This window comes from Pseudoxanthomonas kaohsiungensis (assembly GCF_010211765.1).
Taxonomy (GTDB): Bacteria; Pseudomonadota; Gammaproteobacteria; order Xanthomonadales; family Xanthomonadaceae; genus Pseudoxanthomonas; species Pseudoxanthomonas kaohsiungensis.
Map to the genome: position 1 here is coordinate 92,383 of NZ_PDWO01000004.1, position 19,888 is coordinate 112,270.

Below are 19,888 nucleotides of genomic sequence, written 5' to 3' on the forward strand. Positions count from 1 at the left end.
TCCCCGATGGGCATGGCGGATGTCGCGGACAGGCTGAGGGAACGGGTGCGCGACCGCGCCCGCGCGGCGACGTTCGCCCGCTTCCTGTGGCGCCGCTTCCTCGACGACAACCTGTTCCAGGCCGCCGGTTCGCTGGCCTACACCACCGCCTTCGCGCTGGTGCCGCTGGCGGTGGTGGTGCTGGGGGTGCTGTCGGCTTTCCCGGTGTTCCAGGACATGGGCGAAAAGCTCGTCGACTATGTGCTCTCGAACTTCGTTCCAGCCGCCGCAGACTCGATCCGGGACCAGCTCAACACGCTGGCCGCACACACCAAGAAGCTCACCGCCGCCGGCACCGTAGCCCTGGTCATATCGCTGCTGGTGACACTCAACAGCGTGGAATCGACCTTCAACCGGATCTGGCGAGTGGCAAGCGCGCGGCCCAGGTTGTCGCGCTACCTCGTGTACTGGACCGTGCTGACCCTGGGCGCGCTGCTGGCCGCCGCCTCGTTGTCGATGTCGGCCCGCTTCTTCGCCATGAAATTGTTCGTCGAAACGCCGCAGGGCCAGTGGATTGCAAACTTCAGCCTGGGCATCGCGCCGATACTGATCGAACTGGTGGTGGTGATGCTCGCCTACCGGGTGGTGCCGCACCATACCGTCAAATGGCGCCACGCCGCGGCAGGCGCGCTGCTGGCGGTGGTGTTGCTGGAGAGCGTGAAGGCCGGCCTCGGCCTGTATCTGGGCAGTTTTGACGGCTACCAGAATCTTTACGGCGCCATGGCCTTCATCCCGATCCTGATGCTCTGGATCTTCCTGGGCTGGGTCGCGATCCTGCTCGGCGCCTCGCTGGCCTCGTCGATGGCCGCCTTCCGCTACCAGCCGGCGGCGATGCGCCTGCCGCAGGGCTACGAGGGCTATGCGTTGCTGCGCCTGATCGGCCGTTTCCAGCAGGCGCGCCGCGAGGGCCGGGGCCTGCACACCGAGCAGATGCTGGCGCTGGAGCCGATGCTCACCGATTCGCTGCTGCAGGAATTCCTGTGCCGGCTGGACGAGATCCGGCTGGTGCGGCGCGACGAGCGCGGCGAATGGCTGCTCGCGCGCGACCTCGACACCCTGACCCTGGCCGAGCTGTACGAGGCCTGCCAGCTGCGGGTGCCGATCGAGGAAGCGTGGCTGCCGTGCCATGACGACACCCTCGGCGCCGCGGTGCAGGCCGTGCTGGACGACCTGCGCCTGCCGCTGCGCGACGCGCTCAAGCGCCGCGTCGGCGACATCTTCCCGCAGACCGACGAACGAACCGGAGCCTGACCCATGCGCCTTCCCACCCTGTGCCTGTCCGTCCTGATCCTGGCCCTGGCGGCCTGCGGCCAGGAGCAGGCGCCGGCCACCACCGCCACGCCCGCGCCCGCCGCCACGCCGGCCGCGCCGCCGGCCGAGCCGGCCCCGGCGCAAGCCACCGTGGTCGATGAAACCGCCGAGGTGCCGCGCTTCTCCGCCCCGGCGGTCGACGGCGCCCTGTACGACCTGGCCGCCCATCGCGGCAGATGGGTGGTGGTCAACTTCTGGGCGACCTGGTGCGGCCCCTGCCTGAAGGAGATGCCGGAGTTGTCGGCGCTGCACACCATGCGCGAGCAGGTGGAGGTGGTCGGGTTGGCCTACGAGGACATCACCGTCGAGGACATGCGCGCGTTCCTGGAGGAACGACCGGTCTCCTATCCGATCGTGATCCTGGACCCGATGAGCCCGCCGGCCGATTTCGCCACGCCGCGCGGCCTGCCCACCACCTACCTGCTGGCGCCCGACGGCAAGGTGGCGCGGCACTTCCTCGGCCCGGTGACCGCCTACGACATCGAGAACGCGATCAAGGCCGGCGGCGGCACGCTGGAATGAGCGGGGTGGATGCGACCACGATGCGCTGGCGCGTGTGCGGTCGCGTGCAGGGCGTGTTCTTCCGCGCCTGGACCCGCGAGCAGGCCTTGCGATTGGCGCTGGACGGCAGCGCGACCAACCTGGACGACGGTTCGGTCGAAGTGGTCGCCTGCGGCGCGCCGCAGGCGTTGGCGCAACTGGAAGCGGCGTTGCGGCAGGGGCCGCCCCGGGCGCGCGTGGACGCGCTGGAACGGCTGGCGCCGCCGGCGTCGGTGGCACAGGGTTTCGCGATCGGGTGAGGCCACGCTGGACCCGGGCCGCCGGGTCAGCGGACCTCGTTGCCGTCGCCGCGCTTGTCCGGCGCATAGGGCGCGATCGGTTCGAGCACGCGGTAGCGTTCGCGGTGCGGCCTGCCCTTGAGCGGCACCAGCGGCGGGATGTCATTGGGCACCTCCACGTCGGGCAGCCGGTCGAGCAGGTCGGCGATCAGGGTCAGCCGGCCGCAGCGCTGGTCGTTGAAGTCGACCAGCGTCCAGGGCGCGTGGGGCGTGTGGGTGGCGGCGAGCATGTCCTCGCGCGCACGGGTGTAGGCGTCGTAGCGTTGCCGCGCCTCCAGGTCCACCGGCGATAGCTTCCAGCCCTTGAGCCGGTTCTGGTGGCGCTCGGCGAAGCGTTGCTCCTGCTCGGCCTGGTCCACGCACAGCCAGTACTTGAACAGCAGGATGCCGTCGTCCACGAGCATGCGCTCGAACTGCGGCGCCTGGTGCAGGAAGGCGGTGTAGTCGGCGTGGGTGCAATAGCCCATCACCCGTTCCACGCCAGCGCGGTTGTACCAGCTGCGGTCGAACAGGGCCATCTCGCCGGCCGCGGGCAGGTGCGCGACATAGCGCTGGAAGTACCACTGGGTAGATTCGCGCTCGGTCGGCCTGGGCAGCGCGACGGTACGGCACTGGCGCGGGTTGAGATGCTCGGACAGGGCCTTGATCGCGCCGCCCTTGCCGGCGGTGTCGCGGCCCTCGAACAGCACCACCAGGCGCAGGCCGGTCGCCTGCAGCCACTCGGCCATGCGCACCAGTTCCAGCTGCAGCGGTTCGAGCAGGTCCTTGTAGTCGCCCTTGCCGAGCGCCTTCGCTCCCTTCGGATGCTTGCCCTTCTTGCCAGCCATGCCGGTGCCTCCGCGTGGAGCAGGTCTACTCGCGCAACCGTGGCCGCAGGGTGGCCAGGTTGCATGGCTTGGTCCGCGCATCGAGCTGGTGGCGGATGATCTTTTCCCACGCGGTGCGGCAGGCCGAAGTCGAGCCGGGCAGCGCGAACAGGAAGGTCGCGTTTGCCAGGCCGGCGAATGCGCGCGACTGCAGCGACGACGTGCCGATCTCCTCGACGCTCACCGCGCGGAACAGTTCGCCGAAGCCCGGCATTTCCTTGTCCAGCAGGGGCAGCAGCGCTTCGGGCGTGGAGTCGCGCCCGGTGAAGCCGGTGCCGCCGGTGACGAGGATGCCGTCCACCTCGGGATCGGCGATCCACTGCGCGACGATCGCGCGCAGGCGGTAGCGGTCGTCGGGCATCAGCGCGCGCATCGGCACCCGGTGGCCGGCTGCTTCAAGCGACTGGACGAGGTAGTCGCCCGAGGTGTCGTTGGCCGCGGTGCGCGTGTCGGACACGGTCAGCACGCACACCTGCAGGGGGATGAAGTCGCGTTCGGCGGTCATGGACATAGCCTATACCTTGCGGGCGTGGCGGCGTGGCGGCGGTGGGAAAGGCGGCGGCGCGGGCAGTGGCCTCGGCGACCTAGGCAACCGGGTGCGACTGGAGCGACAACGGAGCAAGTGCGGAAGCGCCGGTCGTGGTCGGCTCCGGCGGGAGCCGCGGTGGACCGGAGGCGTCGCAGCCGCTCGGGCGTACATCCCTGTACGCACTCGCTACCGCGGCCATCCATGGCCGCTGCTGCGACGCCTCCGGCCCACCACGTCCTCGGGTGCGTGGGGCTTGTTGCTCCGCCAGGGCCGAAACGACAGAGACGACAGCGGCAGCAAGTGGGGAAGCGCCGGTCGTGGTCGGCTCGGCGGGAGCCGTGGTGGACCGGAGGCATCGCAGCCGCTCGGGCGTACATCCCTGTACGCACTCGCTACCGCGGCCATCCATGGCCGCTGCTGCGACGCCTCCGGCCCACCACGTCTTCGGGTGCGTTGGGGTTGTTGCTCCGCCAGGGCCGAAACGACAGAGACGACAGCGGCAGCAAGTGCGGAAGCGCCGGTCGTGGTCGGCTCCGGCGGGAGCCGTGGTGGACCGGAGGCATCGCAGCCGCTCGGGCGTACATCCCTGTACGCACTCGCTACCGCGGCCATCCATGGCCGCTGCTGCGACGCCTCCGGCCCACCACGTCTTCGGGGTGCGTTGGGGTCGTCGCTCCGGTCATGCCCGTCCCTACAGGAGAGCATCCGTCGTCGCTGGTGCGTGGCCCGCCGACGAAGGAAAGGGTGGAGACACCGTGGCATTGGCTCCTTCTGGCGATACCGTCGCGTCGAGCGAAGCCACGCCCACAACGTCGCCCGAGGACGTCGTGTCCTGGGGGCAGGGCGCAAGTGGCACAGGGATGTGCCACGACCCGAGTCCGGACAGGACGTCCGGTCGAGGGATGCGCCCTGCCCCCAGGGCACGGCGGCCCGGTCCGGAGCTGGCACTACGGTCGCGAGTACCGCCTTGTAGGGCGCTCCCCCGTCACCGAACTCCTAGGCATCCCCCCGGGGCTTTTTGCCGTGCGCCCGGGGGTGCCCGGCCATGCGGCCTGGGCTTTTTGCTCCGATACCGGGGCTCCCGGGCCCCAACCGCAAGGCTTCTTGCCTTGCGCCCGGGGCTGCCGGGCTTCGCCATCGGGGCTTTTTGCTCCAACGCCGGGGCTCCCGGGCCCCGACTGCAAGGCTTTTTGCCTCGCGCCCGGAGCTGCCGGGCCCCGCGGCCAGGGCTTTTTGCTCCAGCGCCGGGGCTGCCGGGCCCCAATCGCAAGGCTTTTTGCCTTGCGCCCGGGGCTGCCGGGCTCCGCGATCGGGGCTTTTTGCTCCAACGCCGGGGCTCCCGGGCCCCAACCGCAAGGCCTTTTGCCTTGCGACTGGGCTCCTTGGCCCCGCCCGACGTTCCGAGGCCGCGGCTTCCGCGCCGGCACCCCGCCCGGGGCCCCGGATGCGGCGGTCCGGTTCGAGGGCGGGTTGCCGCCGATGGTGTGGCGATTTCCGCCCGGCGCCGGAGCTCCCGCCCGGCGCTGAAAGAAGCCATGTGCGTGGCGACGGCGCCGCGCCGGCCTTACTCCGACGTCAGTCGCGCCAGCTCGTCGGCCTGGTGTTCCTGCTGCAGGCGGGTGACCAGCGGCCCGAGCTCGCCTTCCAGGATGTTGGGCAGGTCGTACAGGGTCAGGCCTTCGACCCGGTGGTCGGTGATCCGGCCCTGCGGGAAGTTGTAGGTGCGGATGCGCTGGCTGCGGTCGCCGCTGCCGACCTGCAGGCGGCGCGATTCGGCCTGCGCCGCCTGCTGGCGGCTGCGCTCGGCGTCGAGCAGCTGCGCCTTCAGCCGCTTCATCGCCTTGTCGCGGTTGGCGTGCTGGCTGCGCTCGGTCTGGCTCTCGACCACCACGCCGGTGGGCAGGTGGGTGATGCGGATCGCCGAGTCGGTCTTGTTGACGTGCTGGCCGCCGGCGCCGGAGGAGCGGAACGTATCCACCTTCAGGTCGGCCGGGTTGATCGCGATGTCCTCGATCTCGTCGGCTTCGGGGATGATCGCCACCGTCGCGGCCGAGGTATGGATGCGACCCTGCGACTCGGTCGCCGGCACGCGCTGCACCCGGTGCGTGCCGGACTCGAACTTCAGCCGCGAGTAGGCGCCGCGGCCGACGATGCGCGCCACGATCTCCTTGTGCCCGCCGTGCTCGCCGGGATTGTCCGATTCGACCTCGACCTTCCAGCCCTGGCGCTCGGCGTAGCGGGCGTACATGCGGAACAGGTCGCCGGCGAAGATCGCCGCCTCGTCGCCGCCGGTGCCCGCGCGCACCTCCAGGAACAGGTTGCCGTCGTCGCGCGGATCCTTCGGCACCAGCAGCAGGGCCAGCTCGCGGTCGAGCGTGTCGAGCTGCGCGCGCGCCGCGGCGATTTCCTCGCCGGCCAGTTCGGCCAGTTCGGGGTCGTCGCGCATGGCCTCGGCGGCGGCCAGGTCGGCCTTGGCGCGGGCTTCGGCAGCCAGCGCGGTGGCGACCGGCTCCAGTTGGGCGAACTCGCGGGAAAGGTCGCGGAAGCGTGCGTTGTCGGCCAGCACGCCGGGATCGGCGAGCAGGCGTTCGAGTTCTTCGCGGCGCTCGGCCAGCGCTTCCAGCTTACGGCGCAGGCTCGGGGTCATCGGGCAGTCGCGGTTCGGCGGTCGGGGGAGTCGCCGGATGGGCGTAGGGCGCCCTGGCCGGGAACAGGCGTTCGGCGGCGCGGGCCAGCTCGGCGTCGCCGCTGAGCGCCGCTTCGCGCAGGGCGGCGGTCGGCGGGTGCAGCAGGCGGTTGGTCAGGGTGTGGGCGAGGAACTGCAGCACCTCGTCCGCGTCGCGGCCGCCGGCCAGCTGCTGGCGGGCGCGGGCGAGCAGTTCGTCGCGGGTGTTGTCGCCCAGCATGCGCAGGCGCTTGAGCGTCTCCTGGCGGTCGCCGGCGTGCAGGGCCTCCATGTAGCGGGCGACCTGCAGGTCGATGATCGCCTCGGCCGCCTCGGCGGCCTCATGCCGGCCGCGGCGGTTGTCCTCGACCGCGCGTTCGAGGTCGTCCACGGTATAGAGGTAGGCGTCGTCCAGGCCGGCCACGCCCGGCTCGATGTCGCGTGGCACGGCCAGGTCGAACAGCAGCACCGGCTTGCGCCGGCGCGCGGCCAGCGCGGCCTCGACCTGGGCCTGGCGCAGCACCGGCTCGCGGCTGGCGGTGGCCGAGAACACCACGTCGGCCTCGGCCAGGTGGCGGTCGAGCTCGGTCAGCGGCAAGGCGTAGCCACCATGGCGCGTGGCCAGGTCCTGGGCGTGGGCCAGGGTGCGGTTGGCGACCAGCAGCCGGCGCACCCCGCCCTTGGCCAGGTGGCGGGCGGCCAGTTCGATGGTCTCGCCGGCGCCGACCAGCAGCACGGTCGAATCGGGCAGGTGGGCAAAGGAGTCCTGGGCCAGCCGCACCGCGGTGGAGGCCACCGAGACCGGGTTGGCCCCGATTCGGGTGTCGGTGCGCGCGCGCTTGGCCACCGCGAAGGTCTGCTGGAACAGCCGGTCCAGGCGGCCGCCCAGTGCGCCGTGCTCGCGCGCCAGCGCCCACGCCTCCTTGACCTGGCCGAGGATCTGCGGCTCGCCGAGCACCATCGAATCCAGCCCGGTGGCGACCCGGAACAGGTGGCGCACGGCGTCGGCGTCGCGGTGCTGGTACAGGTAGGCGCCCAGCCCTTCGGCCTGTTCGTCCAGCCATGCCGCCAGCGCCTGGCCGTCAGCGGCCACCGCGTAGATCTCGGTGCGATTGCAGGTCGACAGCAGTGCGGCCTCGTGCACCTCCGGCAACTTGCGCAGCGAGGCCAGGGCCCGGCCCAGCGCATCGCCGGCAAAGGCCACCCGTTCGCGCAGGTCGACCGGCGCGGTCTGGTGGTTGAGGCCGAGGAGCCACAGCGTCATGTTCAGGTGCTTGCGTTAATCTGCTGGCTTGTTTGGGCCGCCATTTTACGGCCCGGTGGGTGCCAATGCCCGTACCTGAGCTTTCCGAGATCGACACCGGACGCCCGCGTCCGTCGCCCGGCCGCCTGCGAAGGCGGCCGTGGCTGCTGCTCATGGCGCTGGCCGCGCCAGTGGTCGCCCCTGCCGCTCCGCTTCCGAAGCCGTCGGCCGAGGCCATTCCGCTGGAGCAGCTCATGGCGGGGGAGTTCGCGCTGCAGGCCGGCCAGCTGGCCGATGCGGCGCAATGGTCGCTGGAGGCGGCCCGGCTGGCGCAGGACGATGTGTTGCTCGCCGAGCGCGCCACCCGCATCGCGATGCTCGCCAATGACGACGTCCGCGCCGCCCAGGCGTTGAAACTCTGGCAGAAGCGTTCGCCCGATTCCCTGTCGCTGCAGGCGGCCACCGCCTCGCTGGCGCTGCGCGAAGGCAGGTTGCGCAAGGCGCGGCAGGAGCTGCTGCAGCTGCTCGCCGCCCCGGATCCGCGTGCCTGGCGTTACGCCCTGGTGGCGCTGGCCGGTGGCCGCGATCCCGAGGCGGTCGCCAAGGTGCTGGGGCAACTGGTCGATGCCGGCGCCATTCCCGACCAGCTCCAGGCCTGGCAGGAGTTCGGCCGCCTGTCCCTGCGCCTGGATGCCCCGCAGGTGGCCGCGCGCATCGTCGACCAGATGGTCGAGCGTTTCCCCGACGAGCCGCGGGTAGCGGTGCTGCGCGCCGGCCAGTTGCACCAGGCCGGCGAGACCGCGCGGGCGCGGGAGATGCTGGTGGCCGCCGAACCGCGTGCGGCCGCCGATCCGGAGGTGCGCGGCATGCTCGCGGTCGCCTACGAGGGCATGGGCGATTTCGCCGAGGCCGCCCGGGTGATGGCCCTGGGGCCGCAGGATGTCCAGACCTATGGCATCCGCGCGTCGCTGCTGGCGCGTGCCGAGGACAGCGCGACCCTGGAAGGGCTGTACCGGGAGCTTTCCGACAGCCAGGGCGCCAGGCCCGATCCGGCGAGCCGGATGCTGCTCGGCCGGATCGCCGAGTTCCTCGAGCGCCCGGCCGAGGCGGTGGACTGGTACCGCGGCGTCCCGGGCGGTCCGTTGCGCGCCGAAGCGCGGATCCGGATCGCGGCGGCGCTGTACGAGCAGGGCCAGGTCGAGCAGGCCTACAGCGAGGCCCATGCCCTGCAGAACGACGCCGCCAGCGACGACGACGCGCGTCGCAACGCGTACCTGCTGGAAGGCGAGCTGCGCCAGCGTGGTGGCGACCCTGCCGCCGAGATCGAAGCCCTCAGCCGGGGGCTGGCCGCCTATCCCGACGACCCGGCGCTGCTGTACGCCCGCGCGCTGGCCTGGGAGCGCCAGGATCGCATCGACCGCACCGAGGCGGACCTGCGCAAGGTCCTGGTCGCCGAACCGGAAAACGTCGCTGCGCTCAATGCGCTCGGCTACACCCTGGCCGACCGCACCCAGCGCTACCAGGAAGCGCTGGAGCTGATCGACCGCGCGCGCACCGCCGAGCCCGACAACGCGGCCATCGTCGACAGTTATGGCTGGGTGCTCTATCGCCTCGGCCGCAACGAGGAGGCGCTCGTGGAGCTGCGCCGCGCCTGGGGCCTGCTCAAGGATCCGGAGATCGGCGCCCACGTCGGCGAGGTGCTGTGGGTGATGGGTCGGCGCGACGAGGCCATGCGCTACTTCGAGGACGCGCGCAGGCTCGATCCCGACAACCGCTCGCTGGTCCGCGCGCTGGAGAAGCTGCAGGTCGTGTTGCCGCCCGCCGCCCCGGCCGCCGCCCAGCCGGCCGCCGCGGGCCCGGAGCGATGATCCGGGCCCGCGCGTGGGCCGGCGCCTGGCTGGTCGTGGCCCTGCTCGCGGCGTGTGGCACCGCGCCGCGCCGGCCCCCGGCGCCCGCCGTGGACCGCGCCCAGGCCCTGGCGCTGCAGGCGCAACGGCAGGCGCAACTGGCGGCCATCCCCGCCTGGTCGATGCAGGGTCGGATCGCGGTCAGCGTCGACGGCAAGGGCGGCAGCGGTCGCCTGGACTGGCAGCAGCAGGGCCCCGCGTACCGGATTTCGCTCAGCGCACCGGTCACCCGCCAGAGCTGGCAGCTGTCCGGCGAGCCCGGCGGGGCGACCCTGGACGGGCTGGAGGGGGGCGTGCGGTCCGGCCCCGATGCCGCGCAGTTGCTGTACCAGGCCACCGGCTGGCCGATCCCGGTCGCGGCGATGGCGGCATGGCTGCAGGGCCTGCCGTCGACCCCGGAGGCCACGCAGGAGTTCGGTGCCGATGGCAGGTTGCGGCGGCTGGTGGCCGACGGCTGGACCGTGGAGTACCAGGAGTGGCAGCCGGCGGATGCGGACTGGCCGCAGATGCCGCGCCGGCTGCAGGCCAGCCGTGAGGGCGCGCGGGTCCGCCTGGTGATCGACGGCTGGGAAGCCGCCCCATGAATTCCGGCTGGAGCGAGTGGCCGGCGCCGGCCAAGCTGAACCTGTTCCTGCGGATTACCGGCCGCCGTGCCGACGGGTACCACGAGCTGCAGACGGTATTCCGCCTGCTGGACTGGGGAGACCGGATCCGGCTGCGTCCCCGCAGCGACGGCCGCATCGTCCGCCACGGCGACCGACTGCCCGGGGTGGAGGACCTCGCCGACCTGGCGGTCCGTGCGGCCAGCCTCCTGCAATCTTCGGCGAATTGTCCGCAAGGAGCCGACATCGAGGTGGAAAAGCGCATCCCGGCGGGGGGCGGGTTCGGCGGCGGTTCCTCGGACGCGGCCACCGTCCTTTGCGCCCTGGACCGGCTGTGGGGGTTGGAACTGGGCGAGGACCGGCTGGCGGCGCTCGGCCTGGAGCTGGGGGCGGATGTCCCGGTCTTCGTCCGCGGTCGCAGCGCCTGGGCCGAAGGGGTGGGGGAACGGCTGGTCCCGGTCGCGCTGCCGCCGGCCTGGTACGTGCTGGTCGACCCCGGGGTCCAGGTCCCCACCGCCGCGCTGTTCCAGTCCGCGGATTTGACTAGGGATTCGGCGCCCGCGAAAATATCCGACTTCGCTGCCGGAACCGTGCTCGACAATGCGTTCGAGCCGGTCCTGCGCCGCCGCGAACCTGCCGTCGAGGCCGTGTTCGAAGAGCTGGCGCGGATCGGGGTTCCGCGCCTGACCGGTACCGGCAGCGGCTGCTTCGTCGAGTTCGCCCACCGGGACGCGGCGCAGGAGGCTCTGGCGCGTTTGCCGCGACGGATGCACGCCTGGGTCGCGGCCGGCGTTTCGGATTCGCCGCTGCGGGCGGCGTTGGCGCGTCCGTCGCACCAGCACTGACACAGGGGCGTCGCCAAGAGGTCCAAGGCACCGGGTTTTGATCCCGGCATCCGCAGGTTCGAATCCTGCCGCCCCTGCCATGCATTGCGAGCCCCTCGCAAAAGCCCGCACATCCATGTGCGGGGATTCAACGGAAGGCCGCAGGGATCGTGGCGTTCCATCGATTTCCACCTTGATCCGAGCCGCCGCCGGTATGACCAAGATGCAAGACGAACGCAGCCTGCTGGTCTTCTCCGGCAACGCCAACAAGCCGCTCGCCGACAGCATCTGCCGCGAGCTCGGGGTGCGGCCGGGCAAGGCGCTGGTGTCCACCTTCTCCGATGGCGAAGTGCAGGTGGAGATCGAGGAGAACGTGCGCCGCCAGGAAGTGTTCGTGGTCCAGCCGACCTGCGCGCCGACGGCCGAGAACCTGATGGAGCTGCTGGTGCTGATCGACGCGCTCAAGCGCGCCAGCGCCGCTTCGGTCACCGCGGTGGTGCCGTACTTCGGCTACTCGCGCCAGGACCGGCGCCTGCGTTCCTCGCGCGTGCCGATCACCGCCAAGGTCGCGGCCAAGATGTTCAGCGCGGTGGGTACCGACCGGGTGCTGACCGTGGACCTGCACGCGGACCAGATCCAGGGCTTCTTCGACGTGCCGGTCGACAACGTGTATGCCTCGCCGCTGCTGCTGGCCGACATCTGGCGCGCCTACGGCACCGAGAACCTGATCGTGGTCTCGCCCGACGTGGGCGGCGTGGTCCGCGCCCGCGCCGTGGCCAAGCGCCTGGATGACGCCGACCTGGCGATCATCGACAAGCGCCGCCCGCGCGCGAACGTGTCCACGGTGATGAACATCATCGGCGACGTGGCCGGCAAGACCTGCGTGCTGGTGGACGACATCGTCGACACCGCCGGCACGCTGTGCGCCGCGGCCGCGGCGCTGAAGGCGCAGGGCGCGACCAAGGTGGCCGCGTATTGCACCCACCCGGTGCTGTCGGGGCCGGCGGTCGACAACATCACCGGCTCGCAGCTGGACGAGCTGGTGGTGACCGACACCATCCCGCTGTCGCCGGCGGCCCGGGCCTGCGGGCGGATCCGCCAGGTCAGCGTGGCCGAGCTGCTGGCCGAGACGATCCGCCGCATCGCCTTCGGCGAATCGGTCAGCTCGCTCTACGTCGACTGAGCCTCGACGGCCCGGGCCGGCGGGATGCCGGCCACCGGGGGACGGCAATGCGGAATCGCTGCGGAGGCGATTCCGGATTCCCGATCCCCGGGAACCACACGACTCGTCTGGTCGCGGACGAGTCGCACGGATCGCCGCAAGGCGGTCCCCATCCAGGGCGTCCGCGAAGCGGTCCCCGCAAACTGAAGAGTGATAGAGCAATGGCAACTCATGTGATCAACGTCGAGCGTCGCGAGGACGAGGGCAAGGGTGCGAGCCGCCGCCTGCGTCGCGACGGCAAGATTCCGGCAATCGTCTATGGCGGCGACCTGAAGCCGGTCAACATCCAGCTGGACCACGAGAAGCTGTGGCTGGCCAGCCAGAACGAGTGGTTCTACTCCTCGATCCTGGACCTGAGCCTCAACGGCGACGTGCAGCGCGTGCTCCTGCGCGACATGCAGCGTCATCCGTACAAGCAGCTGATCATGCACCTGGACTTCCAGCGCGTGAATGACAACGAGGTCCTGCGCGCCGCCGTGCAGCTGCACTTCGTCAACGCCGAGAAGTCGCCGGCCGGCAAGTCGGCGGGCGTGGTCATCACCCACGAGCTGAACGAAGTCACCGTCTCGTGCCTGCCGAAGGACCTGCCGGAGGCCATCGAGGTCGACCTGTCCGAGCTGGCCGTGGGCGACGTGATCCACCTGTCGGCGCTCAAGCTGCCGGCCGGCGTGGAGATCCCCGAGCTGAAGCTCGGCCCCGACCACGACCTGGCCGTGGTGATCGCCAAGCATGCCCGCGTCGAGGAAGAGGCGCCGGCGGCCGAAGGCGACGAAGAGAAGAAGTAAGCCGTCCGCATCCTGCCCGGCACGCCGGGCAGGATGCAGGCTGCCAGTGCAATGGCGGAACTGCGACTCATCGTCGGGCTGGGCAATCCCGGTCCCGAACACGCGAACACCCGGCACAACGCCGGGTTTCGTTTTGTCGACGCGCTGGCCGCCCAGGCCGGCGTGCGCTTCGGCCTGGAGTCGAAGCTGTTCGGCGAGACGGCCAAGGCCGACATCGGTGGGCGGACGGTCTGGCTGCTCAAGCCGGCCACCTTCATGAACCTTTCCGGCAAGTCGGTGGCGGCGGCGCTGCGCTACTGGAAGATCGAGCCGGAGGAGGCCTTGCTGGCGCATGACGAGCTCGACCTGGCGCCGGGTGCGGCCCGGCTCAAGTTCGACGGCGGCCATGGTGGGCAGAACGGCCTGCGCGACACGATCCAGCACCTGGGGCACGGCAGGTTCCACCGCTTGCGGATCGGGATCGGCCATCCCGGACACAAGGACCGGGTCACCGGCTGGGTCCTGGGCCGGCCGGGCAAGGACGACGCGGTGCTGATCGACCGCGCCATCGACGACGCCCTGGCGGTCATGCCGCTGGTGGTGGCCGGCGACGTCAACGAGGCGATGAAGCGGCTGCATACCGCCAAGGCCTAGGTGGCTGGGGGCTGGGATCCGGCGGGAACGCCGGTCCCCAGCCCCCAATCTCCTGCGGGACAACGGATAACCATGGGCATCAAATGCGGCATCGTCGGCCTGCCCAACGTCGGCAAGTCGACCCTCTTCAACGCGCTGACCAAGGCGGGCATCGCCGCGGCCAACTTCCCGTTCTGCACGATCGAGCCGAACGTCGGCGTGGTTCCGGTGCCGGATCCGCGCCTGGGCCAGCTGGCCGAGATCGTGAAGCCCGAGAAGGTGGTGGCCACGGCCGTCGAGTTCGTCGACATCGCCGGCCTGGTGGCCGGCGCCGCCAGCGGCGAAGGCCTGGGCAACAAGTTCCTGGCCCATATCCGCGAGGTCGACGCGATCTCGCACGTGGTCCGCTGCTTCGACCATCCGGACATCATCCACGTGGCCGGCAAGGTCGACCCGATTTCGGACATCGAGACGATCGACACCGAGCTCGCCCTGGCCGACCTCGACAGCGTGGAAAAGGCGCTTAACCGCGCCGAACGATCGGCCAAGGCCGGGGAAAAGGATGCCATCGCGCGCAAGCCGGTGCTGCAGAAGCTGCATGCCGGGCTGAGCGAGGGCAAGCCCGGCCGGGCGCTGGGCCTGGACGAGGAGGAGCGGGCGCTGGTCCGCGACCTGTTCCTGTTGACCCTCAAGCCGGTCATGTACGTGGCCAACGTGCTCGAGGACGGCTTCCACGACAACCCGCTGCTGGAGGCCGTTCGCGCCCGCGCCGCGACCGAGGGCGCCGAGGTGGTACCGGTGTCGGCGGCGATCGAGGAGGAGCTGGCGCAGCTCGACGATGCCGACCGCGACGCCTTCCTGGCCGACCTGGGCCTGGACGAGCCGGGCCTGAACCGGGTGATCCGCGCCGCCTACCGGCTGCTGGGGCTGCAGACCTACTTCACCGCCGGGGTAAAGGAGGTCCGCGCCTGGACGGTCAAGGCCGGGGCCACCGCGCCGCAGGCCGCCGCTGTGATCCACACCGACTTCGAAAAGGGCTTCATCCGCGCCGAAACGATCGGCTTCGACGACTTCATCCGCTACCGCGGCGAGGCGGGCGCCCGCGAGGCCGGCCGCATGCGCCTGGAGGGCAAGGAGTACCGGGTGCAGGAAGGCGACGTCCTGCATTTCCGCTTCAATGTCTGACCGGAAAAAGTCTCCCGGGGAACGTTGACAGCGCGCGCGGCGGTCGTCAGAATTGCGGGCTGTTTCACCCCGGTCGTACACCTAGGTTGTATGGGTCGCGGTGGCAGATCCCGGAGGGATACCCAAGCGGCCAACGGGGGCAGACTGTAAATCTGCTGGCTTACGCCTTCGGTGGTTCGAATCCACCTCCCTCCACCAGTTTCAGGTTGTATCGGAACATCGAGGCAAGGCCCGGGGCGGTAGGCCGGGAGCGGTTCCCCTCGCGGGAGTAGTTCAATGGTAGAACCTCAGCCTTCCAAGCTGATGGTGCGGGTTCGATTCCCGTCTCCCGCTCCATTGCGCCGCACCCGGTGTTCCGGCAAGTAACAGGTTCCACGCTCACGTAGCTCAGTCGGTAGAGCACCTCCTTGGTAAGGAGGAGGTCGAAGGTTCGATTCCTTTCGTGAGCACCATCTTCGACGCGGGCCCGCCCGCGGGAGCCGCCCGGACCTGAGCCGGGCTGTTCCGCAGGAAAAACGCAGTACTCCATCTACAACCGTCAGCGAGATAGGCAGCCATGGCCAAGGGTAAGTTCGAGCGCACCAAGCCCCACGTGAACGTGGGCACGATCGGTCACGTTGACCATGGCAAGACGACGCTGACGGCGGCGCTGACGAAGATCGGCGCGGAGCGTTTTGGCGGCGAGTTCAAGGCGTACGATGCGATCGACGCGGCGCCGGAAGAGAAGGCGCGCGGCATCACGATTTCGACGGCGCACGTGGAGTACGAGAGCCCGACGCGCCACTACGCGCACGTGGACTGCCCGGGCCACGCCGACTACGTGAAGAACATGATCACCGGTGCGGCGCAGATGGACGGTGCGATCCTGGTGTGCTCGGCCGCCGACGGCCCGATGCCGCAGACGCGCGAGCACATCCTGCTGTCGCGCCAGGTGGGCGTGCCGTACATCGTGGTCTACCTGAACAAGGCGGACATGGTGGACGACGCCGAGCTGCTGGAGCTGGTGGAGATGGAAGTCCGCGAGCTGCTGAGCAAGTACGAGTTCCCGGGCGACGACACCCCGATCATCCACGGTTCGGCCCGTCTGGCGCTGGAAGGCGATCAGTCGGAGATCGGCGTGCCGTCGATCATCAAGCTGGTGGAGGCGCTGGACACGTTCATTCCGGAGCCGCAGCGTGACATCGACAAGCCGTTCCTGATGCCGGTGGAAGACGTGTTCTCGATTTCGGGCCGCGGCACCGTGGTGACCGGCCGTATCGAGCGCGGCGTGATCAAGGTGGGCGACGAAATCGAGATCGTGGGCATCCGTCCGACGCAGAAGACCACGGTCACCGGCGTGGAGATGTTCCGCAAGCTGCTGGACCAGGGCCAGGCGGGCGACAACGCGGGCCTGCTGCTGCGCGGCACCAAGCGTGACGACGTGGAGCGTGGCCAGGTGCTGGCCAAGCCGGGTTCGATCACCCCGCACACCGAGTTCGAGGCCGAGGTGTACGTGCTGTCGAAGGACGAGGGCGGCCGCCACACGCCGTTCTTCAAGGGCTACCGCCCGCAGTTCTACTTCCGCACCACCGACATCACCGGCGCGGTTCAGCTGCCGGAGGGTGTGGAGATGGTGATGCCGGGCGACAACGTGAAGATGGTGGTCACGCTGATCAACCCGGTGGCGATGGACGAAGGCCTGCGCTTCGCGATCCGCGAGGGCGGCCGCACCGTCGGCGCCGGCGTCGTGGCCAAGATCATCAAGTAAGCCCCCTGCGGATCCCGGCGACGGGTTCGCCGGAAAGCGCGAAGGGCGGGCCGGAACCACGGTCCGCCTTCGCCGTCTAAGGGAAGCCAGCGTTTTTCAACGTACGCCAGTAGCTCAATTGGCAGAGCAGCGGTCTCCAAAACCGCAGGTTGGGGGTTCGAGTCCCTCCTGGCGTGCCACTTCCCGCAGTTCCGCGAGGCAGGCCCCACCGGGCCGCAACCGCAAGAGAGCGACAAGACTTGAACAGCAAGATCAACCCGGCACCGTCCGCTTCCGGCGGCGACATCGTCAAGTACGTCATTGCCGCGCTGCTGGTGCTGGGCGGATTGTTCGTCTGGTTCTGGTTCTCGGCGCCCGAGCGCGCCGTGGCGCTCGGCACGTGGGCCCCGCAGCTGCGCGGCCTGGCCGTCGCGCTGGGCCTGGTGGCGGGCACCCTGGTGTTCCTCACCAGCGCCAAGGGCCACGACGTCCGCGATTTCCTGTCCGAGTCCCGCTTCGAGCTGCGCAAGGTGGTCTGGCCGACCCGCCAGGAAACCACCCGCATGACCTGGGTCGTGATCGCGGTGGTCATCATCCTGAGCCTGATCCTGGCCGGGTTCGATTTCGTCGTGCAGAAGGCGATCCAGTGGTTCCTGGGTCGCTGAGGAGAATGTCGCAGTGAAGCGTTGGTACGTGGTTCATGCCTATTCCGGTTTCGAGAAGAGCGTCGCCCAGGCGCTGCGCGACCGCATCGTCCGCAACGGCATGGAAGACCGCTTCGGCGAAGTCCTGGTCCCGACCGAGGAAGTGGTCGAGATGCGCGCCGGCCAGAAGCGCCGTTCCGAGCGCAAGTTCTTCCCGGGCTACGTGCTGGTGCAGATCGAGACCCACGACGAGGGCGGCATTCCCCGCATCGACAGCGAGAGCTGGCACCTGATCAAGGAAACCTCCCGGGTCATGGGCTTCATCGGCGGCACCGCCGACCGCCCGCTGCCGATCCGCGACGAGGAAGCCGACGCCATCCTGCAGCGTGTCCAGGAGGGCGTGGAGAAGCCGCGTCCGAAGGTCCTGTTCGAGCCGGGCCAGATGGTCCGGGTCACCGATGGTCCGTTCAACGACTTCAACGGCGTGGTCGAAGAGGTCAACTACGAGAAGAGCCGCCTGCGCGTGGCCGTGCTGATCTTCGGCCGCTCGACCCCGGTGGAGCTGGAGTTCGGCCAGGTCGAGAAGGCCTGACCCCCGGCGGCCCCGGCCGCCGCCCAAGGGGTCGAAAACCCTGCTATACTGCGCGGCTCCCTGCCCGGGTCAGCCGGGCTACCGCACCGGCCGCCGCCCTGGCGGCCGTTCGCGCGAACGGACTTCAAGCGTCAACGCGACGCCGGGACGCGTGATTTTCCCGGAACGATGGGGAGCCTGCCTTGCAGGCGCTAGCACCCGGAGAGCATTGAAATGGCAAAGAAAGTCGTCGGTTACATCAAGCTGCAGGTGAAGGCCGGCCAGGCCAACCCCTCGCCGCCGGTCGGTCCCGCGCTGGGCCAGCGCGGCCTGAACATCATGGAGTTCTGCAAGGCGTTCAACGCGGCGACCTCCAAGCTCGAGCCGGGCCTGCCGACCCCGGTCATCATCACGGCCTACTCGGACCGTACCTTCACCTTCGTCACCAAGAGCACCCCGGCGACCGTGCTGCTCAAGAAGGCGGCCGGCATCACCTCCGGCTCCAAGCGCCCGAACACCGACAAGGTGGGCAAGGTCACCCGCAAGCAGCTCGAGGAAATCGCCAAGGCGAAGGAACCCGACCTGACCGCGGCCGACCTGGACGCGGCGGTTCGTACCATCGCGGGCTCGGCCCGTTCGATGGGTCTGGTGGTGGAGGGCTGAGCACATGGCACTGAACAAGCGACAGAAGGCGATCAAGGCGGCGGTCGAGCCGGGCAAGGCTTACTCCATCGATGAGGCGCTGAAGATCATCAAGGGCTTCACCAAGGCCAAGTTCGTCGAGTCCGTCGACGTGGCCGTGCGCCTGGGCGTGGACGCCAAGAAGTCCGACCAGCAGGTGCGCGGTTCGACCGTGCTGCCGGCCGGTACCGGCAAGAGCGTGCGCGTGGCCGTGTTCGCCCCGGCCGGCGCCAAGGCCGACGAGGCGCTGGCTGCCGGCGCCGAGGCCGTGGGCATGGACGACCTGGCCGAGAAGATGCTGGCCGGCGACCTGAACTACGACGTCGTCATCGCCACCCCGGACGCCATGCGCGTGGTCGGCAAGCTCGGCCAGGTGCTGGGCCCGCGCGGCCTGATGCCGAACCCGAAGGTCGGCACCGTGTCGCCGAACCCGGCCGAGGCGGTGAAGAACGCCAAGTCGGGCCAGGTCCGCTACCGCACCGACAAGGCCGGCATCATCCACGCCACGATCGGCAAGGCCGATTTCGGCGACGACGCGCTGAAGTCGAACCTGCAGGCGCTGCTGCTGGACCTGATCAAGGCCAAGCCGGCGACCTCCAAGGGCCAGTACCTGCAGAAGATCTCGCTGAGCTCGACCATGGGCCCGGGCGTGACCGTCGACCAGGCGTCGCTGAGCCTGAAGTAATCGTTTCACCCCGCTTCGCCGCGCATGTGGCGGAGCGGGCTTTTGAGGGCAGTCGCCGCGCTCCGGCGTGGCGACAGCCGTCAAAGACCGCAGGTGCGGTCCGCGCACATCGGCGACGGGCAGGGAAGCTCGGGAACGGCAGGGATTCGCCGTCGATGCAGCGGGGTCGCTTAATCAAGGGTCCGTCCGGACCCCAAGCCTGCGTAGATGGTGCCGCCTTCTGGAAGTTTTCCCGGCACGACCGACCATTCGGGCGTACGGATCAGAAAGGCCAGCACCGGGATGCCCGAGGCATCCCCGGCGCGCACGGAAGGGCGCCGCCCAGGACCGCAAGCGGCAGGAGCCGCGAGCGGAGTTACTACGGAGGAGTGTTATGGCTCTCAATCTGTCCCAGAAGAAGGAAGTCGTCGCCGAACTGGCCGACGTCGCCGCCAAGGCGCACTCCCTGATCGCCGCCGAGTACGCAGGCACCACGGTCTCCCAGATGACCGCGATGCGCAAGAAGGCCCGCGAGAACGGCGTGTTCTTGAAGGTTGTCAAGAACACGCTGGCCGCGCGCGCCGTCGAAGGCACGGAGTTCGAGTGCACGAAGGACGCGCTCACGGGCCCGCTGCTGTATGCGTTCTCGACCGAGGAGCCCGGCGCTGCCGGTCGCCTGATCAAGGAGTTCGCCAAGACCAACGACAAGCTGCAGCCGAAGGTGGTCGCCGTGGGCGGCCAGCTGTACCCGGCCAGCCACGTCGAGGTCCTGGCTTCGCTGCCGACGCTCGACCAGGCCCTGGCCATGCTGGCCCGCGTCCTGGCCGAACCGGCCACCATGTTCGCCCGCGCGGTCAAGGCCGTCGCCGAGCAGCAGGGTGGTGGCGAAGAAGCCGCCCCGGCCGAAGAGGCTCCGGCCGAGGCCTGAGCCGCGTCGACGATTCCCGAAATCCCTTTCCAGAAAACATTCAGA

The 19,888-nt window shown here is 69.9% G+C and carries 20 protein-coding genes and 5 tRNA genes; 21 read left to right on the forward strand and 4 right to left on the reverse strand.

The features are described from left to right. Nucleotides 1–6 precede the first annotated feature (6 nt). The 3 genes from CSC66_RS06040 to CSC66_RS06050 are packed head-to-tail and all read left to right on the forward strand — an operon-like array spanning nt 7 to nt 2,150. Nucleotides 7–1,290, forward strand: coding sequence for a YihY family inner membrane protein (locus CSC66_RS06040; protein WP_162376500.1), 1,284 nt, complete (start codon nt 7–9; stop codon nt 1,288–1,290). Between the two features lie 3 nt (nt 1,291–1,293). After that, entirely contained in the window at nt 1,294–1,872 is a 579-nt protein-coding gene (locus tag CSC66_RS06045; RefSeq protein WP_162376501.1) for a TlpA family protein disulfide reductase, read from the forward strand. Between the two features lie 5 nt (nt 1,873–1,877). After that, nucleotides 1,878–2,150, forward strand: coding sequence for an acylphosphatase (locus CSC66_RS06050; protein WP_379655833.1), 273 nt, complete (start codon nt 1,878–1,880; stop codon nt 2,148–2,150). Nucleotides 2,151–2,176: 26 nt separating this feature from the next. On the opposite strand, the gene ppk2 is transcribed toward CSC66_RS06050, so the two are convergent. From ppk2 to hemA, 4 genes are all read right to left on the reverse strand, one after another. Then, nucleotides 2,177–3,016, reverse strand: a complete 840-nt coding sequence (gene ppk2, locus CSC66_RS06055) for a polyphosphate kinase 2 (protein ID WP_162376503.1) — start codon at nt 3,014–3,016, stop codon at nt 2,177–2,179. Between the two features lie 25 nt (nt 3,017–3,041). Next, nucleotides 3,042–3,560 (reverse strand): molybdenum cofactor biosynthesis protein B, encoded by a 519-nt coding sequence (gene moaB, locus CSC66_RS06060; RefSeq protein ID WP_162376504.1) that lies wholly within the window; start codon nt 3,558–3,560, stop codon nt 3,042–3,044. Between the two features lie 1,588 nt (nt 3,561–5,148). After that, on the reverse strand, nt 5,149–6,231 hold the full coding sequence (gene prfA, locus CSC66_RS06065) for a peptide chain release factor 1 (protein WP_162376505.1): 1,083 nt from the start codon (nt 6,229–6,231) through the stop codon (nt 5,149–5,151). Further along, complete coding sequence (gene hemA / locus CSC66_RS06070; RefSeq protein ID WP_162376506.1) at nt 6,209–7,513, reverse strand: glutamyl-tRNA reductase; 1,305 nt, start codon at nt 7,511–7,513, stop codon at nt 6,209–6,211. The genes prfA and hemA overlap by 23 nt, the downstream gene beginning before the upstream one ends. A gap of 152 nt (nt 7,514–7,665) precedes the next feature. Here hemA and CSC66_RS06075 point away from each other — a divergent pair, with 152 nt between their 5' ends. From CSC66_RS06075 to rplJ, 18 genes are all read left to right on the forward strand, one after another. Next, nucleotides 7,666–9,360, forward strand: a complete 1,695-nt coding sequence (locus tag CSC66_RS06075) for a tetratricopeptide repeat protein (protein ID WP_238394313.1) — start codon at nt 7,666–7,668, stop codon at nt 9,358–9,360. Next, a complete protein-coding gene (gene lolB / locus CSC66_RS06080; RefSeq protein WP_162376508.1) occupies nt 9,357–9,983 on the forward strand; it encodes a lipoprotein insertase outer membrane protein LolB in 627 nt (208 codons plus the stop codon). Before CSC66_RS06075 ends, lolB begins: the two co-directional genes overlap by 4 nt. Next, the gene (ispE, locus tag CSC66_RS06085; protein ID WP_162376509.1) at nt 9,980–10,846 is read left to right on the forward strand and encodes a 4-(cytidine 5'-diphospho)-2-C-methyl-D-erythritol kinase; all 867 of its coding nucleotides are present in this window, start codon (nt 9,980–9,982) and stop codon (nt 10,844–10,846) included. Before lolB ends, ispE begins: the two co-directional genes overlap by 4 nt. A 3-nt stretch (nt 10,847–10,849) precedes the next feature. Then, nucleotides 10,850–10,926: transfer RNA gene (locus tag CSC66_RS06090), tRNA-Gln, on the forward strand. Between the two features lie 122 nt (nt 10,927–11,048). Then, nucleotides 11,049–12,008, forward strand: coding sequence for a ribose-phosphate diphosphokinase (locus CSC66_RS06095; protein WP_162376637.1), 960 nt, complete (start codon nt 11,049–11,051; stop codon nt 12,006–12,008). 200 nt (nt 12,009–12,208) lie between these two features. Continuing rightward, nucleotides 12,209–12,832 (forward strand): 50S ribosomal protein L25/general stress protein Ctc, encoded by a 624-nt coding sequence (locus tag CSC66_RS06100; protein WP_162376510.1) that lies wholly within the window; start codon nt 12,209–12,211, stop codon nt 12,830–12,832. A gap of 51 nt (nt 12,833–12,883) precedes the next feature. Next, nucleotides 12,884–13,465 (forward strand): aminoacyl-tRNA hydrolase, encoded by a 582-nt coding sequence (pth, locus tag CSC66_RS06105; RefSeq protein ID WP_162376511.1) that lies wholly within the window; start codon nt 12,884–12,886, stop codon nt 13,463–13,465. Between the two features lie 72 nt (nt 13,466–13,537). Continuing rightward, the gene (gene ychF, locus CSC66_RS06110; RefSeq protein ID WP_162376512.1) at nt 13,538–14,629 is read left to right on the forward strand and encodes a redox-regulated ATPase YchF; all 1,092 of its coding nucleotides are present in this window, start codon (nt 13,538–13,540) and stop codon (nt 14,627–14,629) included. Nucleotides 14,630–14,741: 112 nt separating this feature from the next. Next, nucleotides 14,742–14,827 (forward strand) — tRNA-Tyr (locus CSC66_RS06115). 64 nt (nt 14,828–14,891) lie between these two features. After that, nucleotides 14,892–14,965: transfer RNA gene (locus CSC66_RS06120), tRNA-Gly, on the forward strand. Between the two features lie 40 nt (nt 14,966–15,005). Then, nucleotides 15,006–15,081: transfer RNA gene (locus CSC66_RS06125), tRNA-Thr, on the forward strand. Between the two features lie 104 nt (nt 15,082–15,185). Beyond that, nucleotides 15,186–16,376 carry an elongation factor Tu gene (gene tuf, locus CSC66_RS06130; RefSeq protein WP_162376513.1) on the forward strand — a complete coding sequence of 397 codons (1,191 nt, stop codon included), beginning with the start codon at nt 15,186–15,188 and terminating at the stop codon, nt 16,374–16,376. A 103-nt stretch (nt 16,377–16,479) separates the two neighbouring features. Further along, a tRNA-Trp gene (locus CSC66_RS06135) sits at nt 16,480–16,555 on the forward strand. 60 nt (nt 16,556–16,615) lie between these two features. Beyond that, nucleotides 16,616–17,020 (forward strand): preprotein translocase subunit SecE, encoded by a 405-nt coding sequence (secE, locus tag CSC66_RS06140; RefSeq protein ID WP_162376514.1) that lies wholly within the window; start codon nt 16,616–16,618, stop codon nt 17,018–17,020. 13 nt (nt 17,021–17,033) lie between these two features. After that, on the forward strand, nt 17,034–17,591 hold the full coding sequence (gene nusG, locus CSC66_RS06145) for a transcription termination/antitermination protein NusG (protein WP_162376515.1): 558 nt from the start codon (nt 17,034–17,036) through the stop codon (nt 17,589–17,591). Between the two features lie 213 nt (nt 17,592–17,804). Further along, entirely contained in the window at nt 17,805–18,233 is a 429-nt protein-coding gene (rplK, locus tag CSC66_RS06150) for a 50S ribosomal protein L11 (RefSeq protein ID WP_024870383.1), read from the forward strand. Between the two features lie 4 nt (nt 18,234–18,237). After that, a complete protein-coding gene (rplA, locus tag CSC66_RS06155; RefSeq protein ID WP_024870384.1) occupies nt 18,238–18,936 on the forward strand; it encodes a 50S ribosomal protein L1 in 699 nt (232 codons plus the stop codon). 373 nt (nt 18,937–19,309) lie between these two features. Then, complete coding sequence (gene rplJ / locus CSC66_RS06160) at nt 19,310–19,843, forward strand: 50S ribosomal protein L10 (protein WP_162376516.1); 534 nt, start codon at nt 19,310–19,312, stop codon at nt 19,841–19,843. Nucleotides 19,844–19,888: the final 45 nt, after the last annotated feature.

Bases quoted from the DNA above. Each gene is read 5' to 3' on its own strand.
- CSC66_RS06100 (WP_162376510.1), top strand. From the start codon at position 12,209: ATGGCAACTCATGTGATCAACGTCGAGCGTCGCGAGGACGAGGGCAAG.
- CSC66_RS06095 (WP_162376637.1), top strand. From the start codon at position 11,049: ATGCAAGACGAACGCAGCCTGCTGGTCTTCTCCGGCAACGCCAACAAG.
- ppk2 (WP_162376503.1), bottom strand. From the start codon at position 3,016: ATGGCTGGCAAGAAGGGCAAGCATCCGAAGGGAGCGAAGGCGCTCGGC.
- hemA (WP_162376506.1), bottom strand. From the start codon at position 7,513: ATGACGCTGTGGCTCCTCGGCCTCAACCACCAGACCGCGCCGGTCGAC.
- moaB (WP_162376504.1), bottom strand. From the start codon at position 3,560: ATGACCGCCGAACGCGACTTCATCCCCCTGCAGGTGTGCGTGCTGACC.
- rplK (WP_024870383.1), top strand. From the start codon at position 17,805: ATGGCAAAGAAAGTCGTCGGTTACATCAAGCTGCAGGTGAAGGCCGGC.
- ychF (WP_162376512.1), top strand. From the start codon at position 13,538: ATGGGCATCAAATGCGGCATCGTCGGCCTGCCCAACGTCGGCAAGTCG.
- CSC66_RS06040 (WP_162376500.1), top strand. From the start codon at position 7: ATGGGCATGGCGGATGTCGCGGACAGGCTGAGGGAACGGGTGCGCGAC.
- CSC66_RS06045 (WP_162376501.1), top strand. From the start codon at position 1,294: ATGCGCCTTCCCACCCTGTGCCTGTCCGTCCTGATCCTGGCCCTGGCG.
- ispE (WP_162376509.1), top strand. From the start codon at position 9,980: ATGAATTCCGGCTGGAGCGAGTGGCCGGCGCCGGCCAAGCTGAACCTG.
- prfA (WP_162376505.1), bottom strand. From the start codon at position 6,231: ATGACCCCGAGCCTGCGCCGTAAGCTGGAAGCGCTGGCCGAGCGCCGC.
- rplJ (WP_162376516.1), top strand. From the start codon at position 19,310: ATGGCTCTCAATCTGTCCCAGAAGAAGGAAGTCGTCGCCGAACTGGCC.
- lolB (WP_162376508.1), top strand. From the start codon at position 9,357: ATGATCCGGGCCCGCGCGTGGGCCGGCGCCTGGCTGGTCGTGGCCCTG.
- tuf (WP_162376513.1), top strand. From the start codon at position 15,186: ATGGCCAAGGGTAAGTTCGAGCGCACCAAGCCCCACGTGAACGTGGGC.
- CSC66_RS06075 (WP_238394313.1), top strand. From the start codon at position 7,666: ATGGCGCTGGCCGCGCCAGTGGTCGCCCCTGCCGCTCCGCTTCCGAAG.
- rplA (WP_024870384.1), top strand. From the start codon at position 18,238: ATGGCACTGAACAAGCGACAGAAGGCGATCAAGGCGGCGGTCGAGCCG.
- pth (WP_162376511.1), top strand. From the start codon at position 12,884: ATGGCGGAACTGCGACTCATCGTCGGGCTGGGCAATCCCGGTCCCGAA.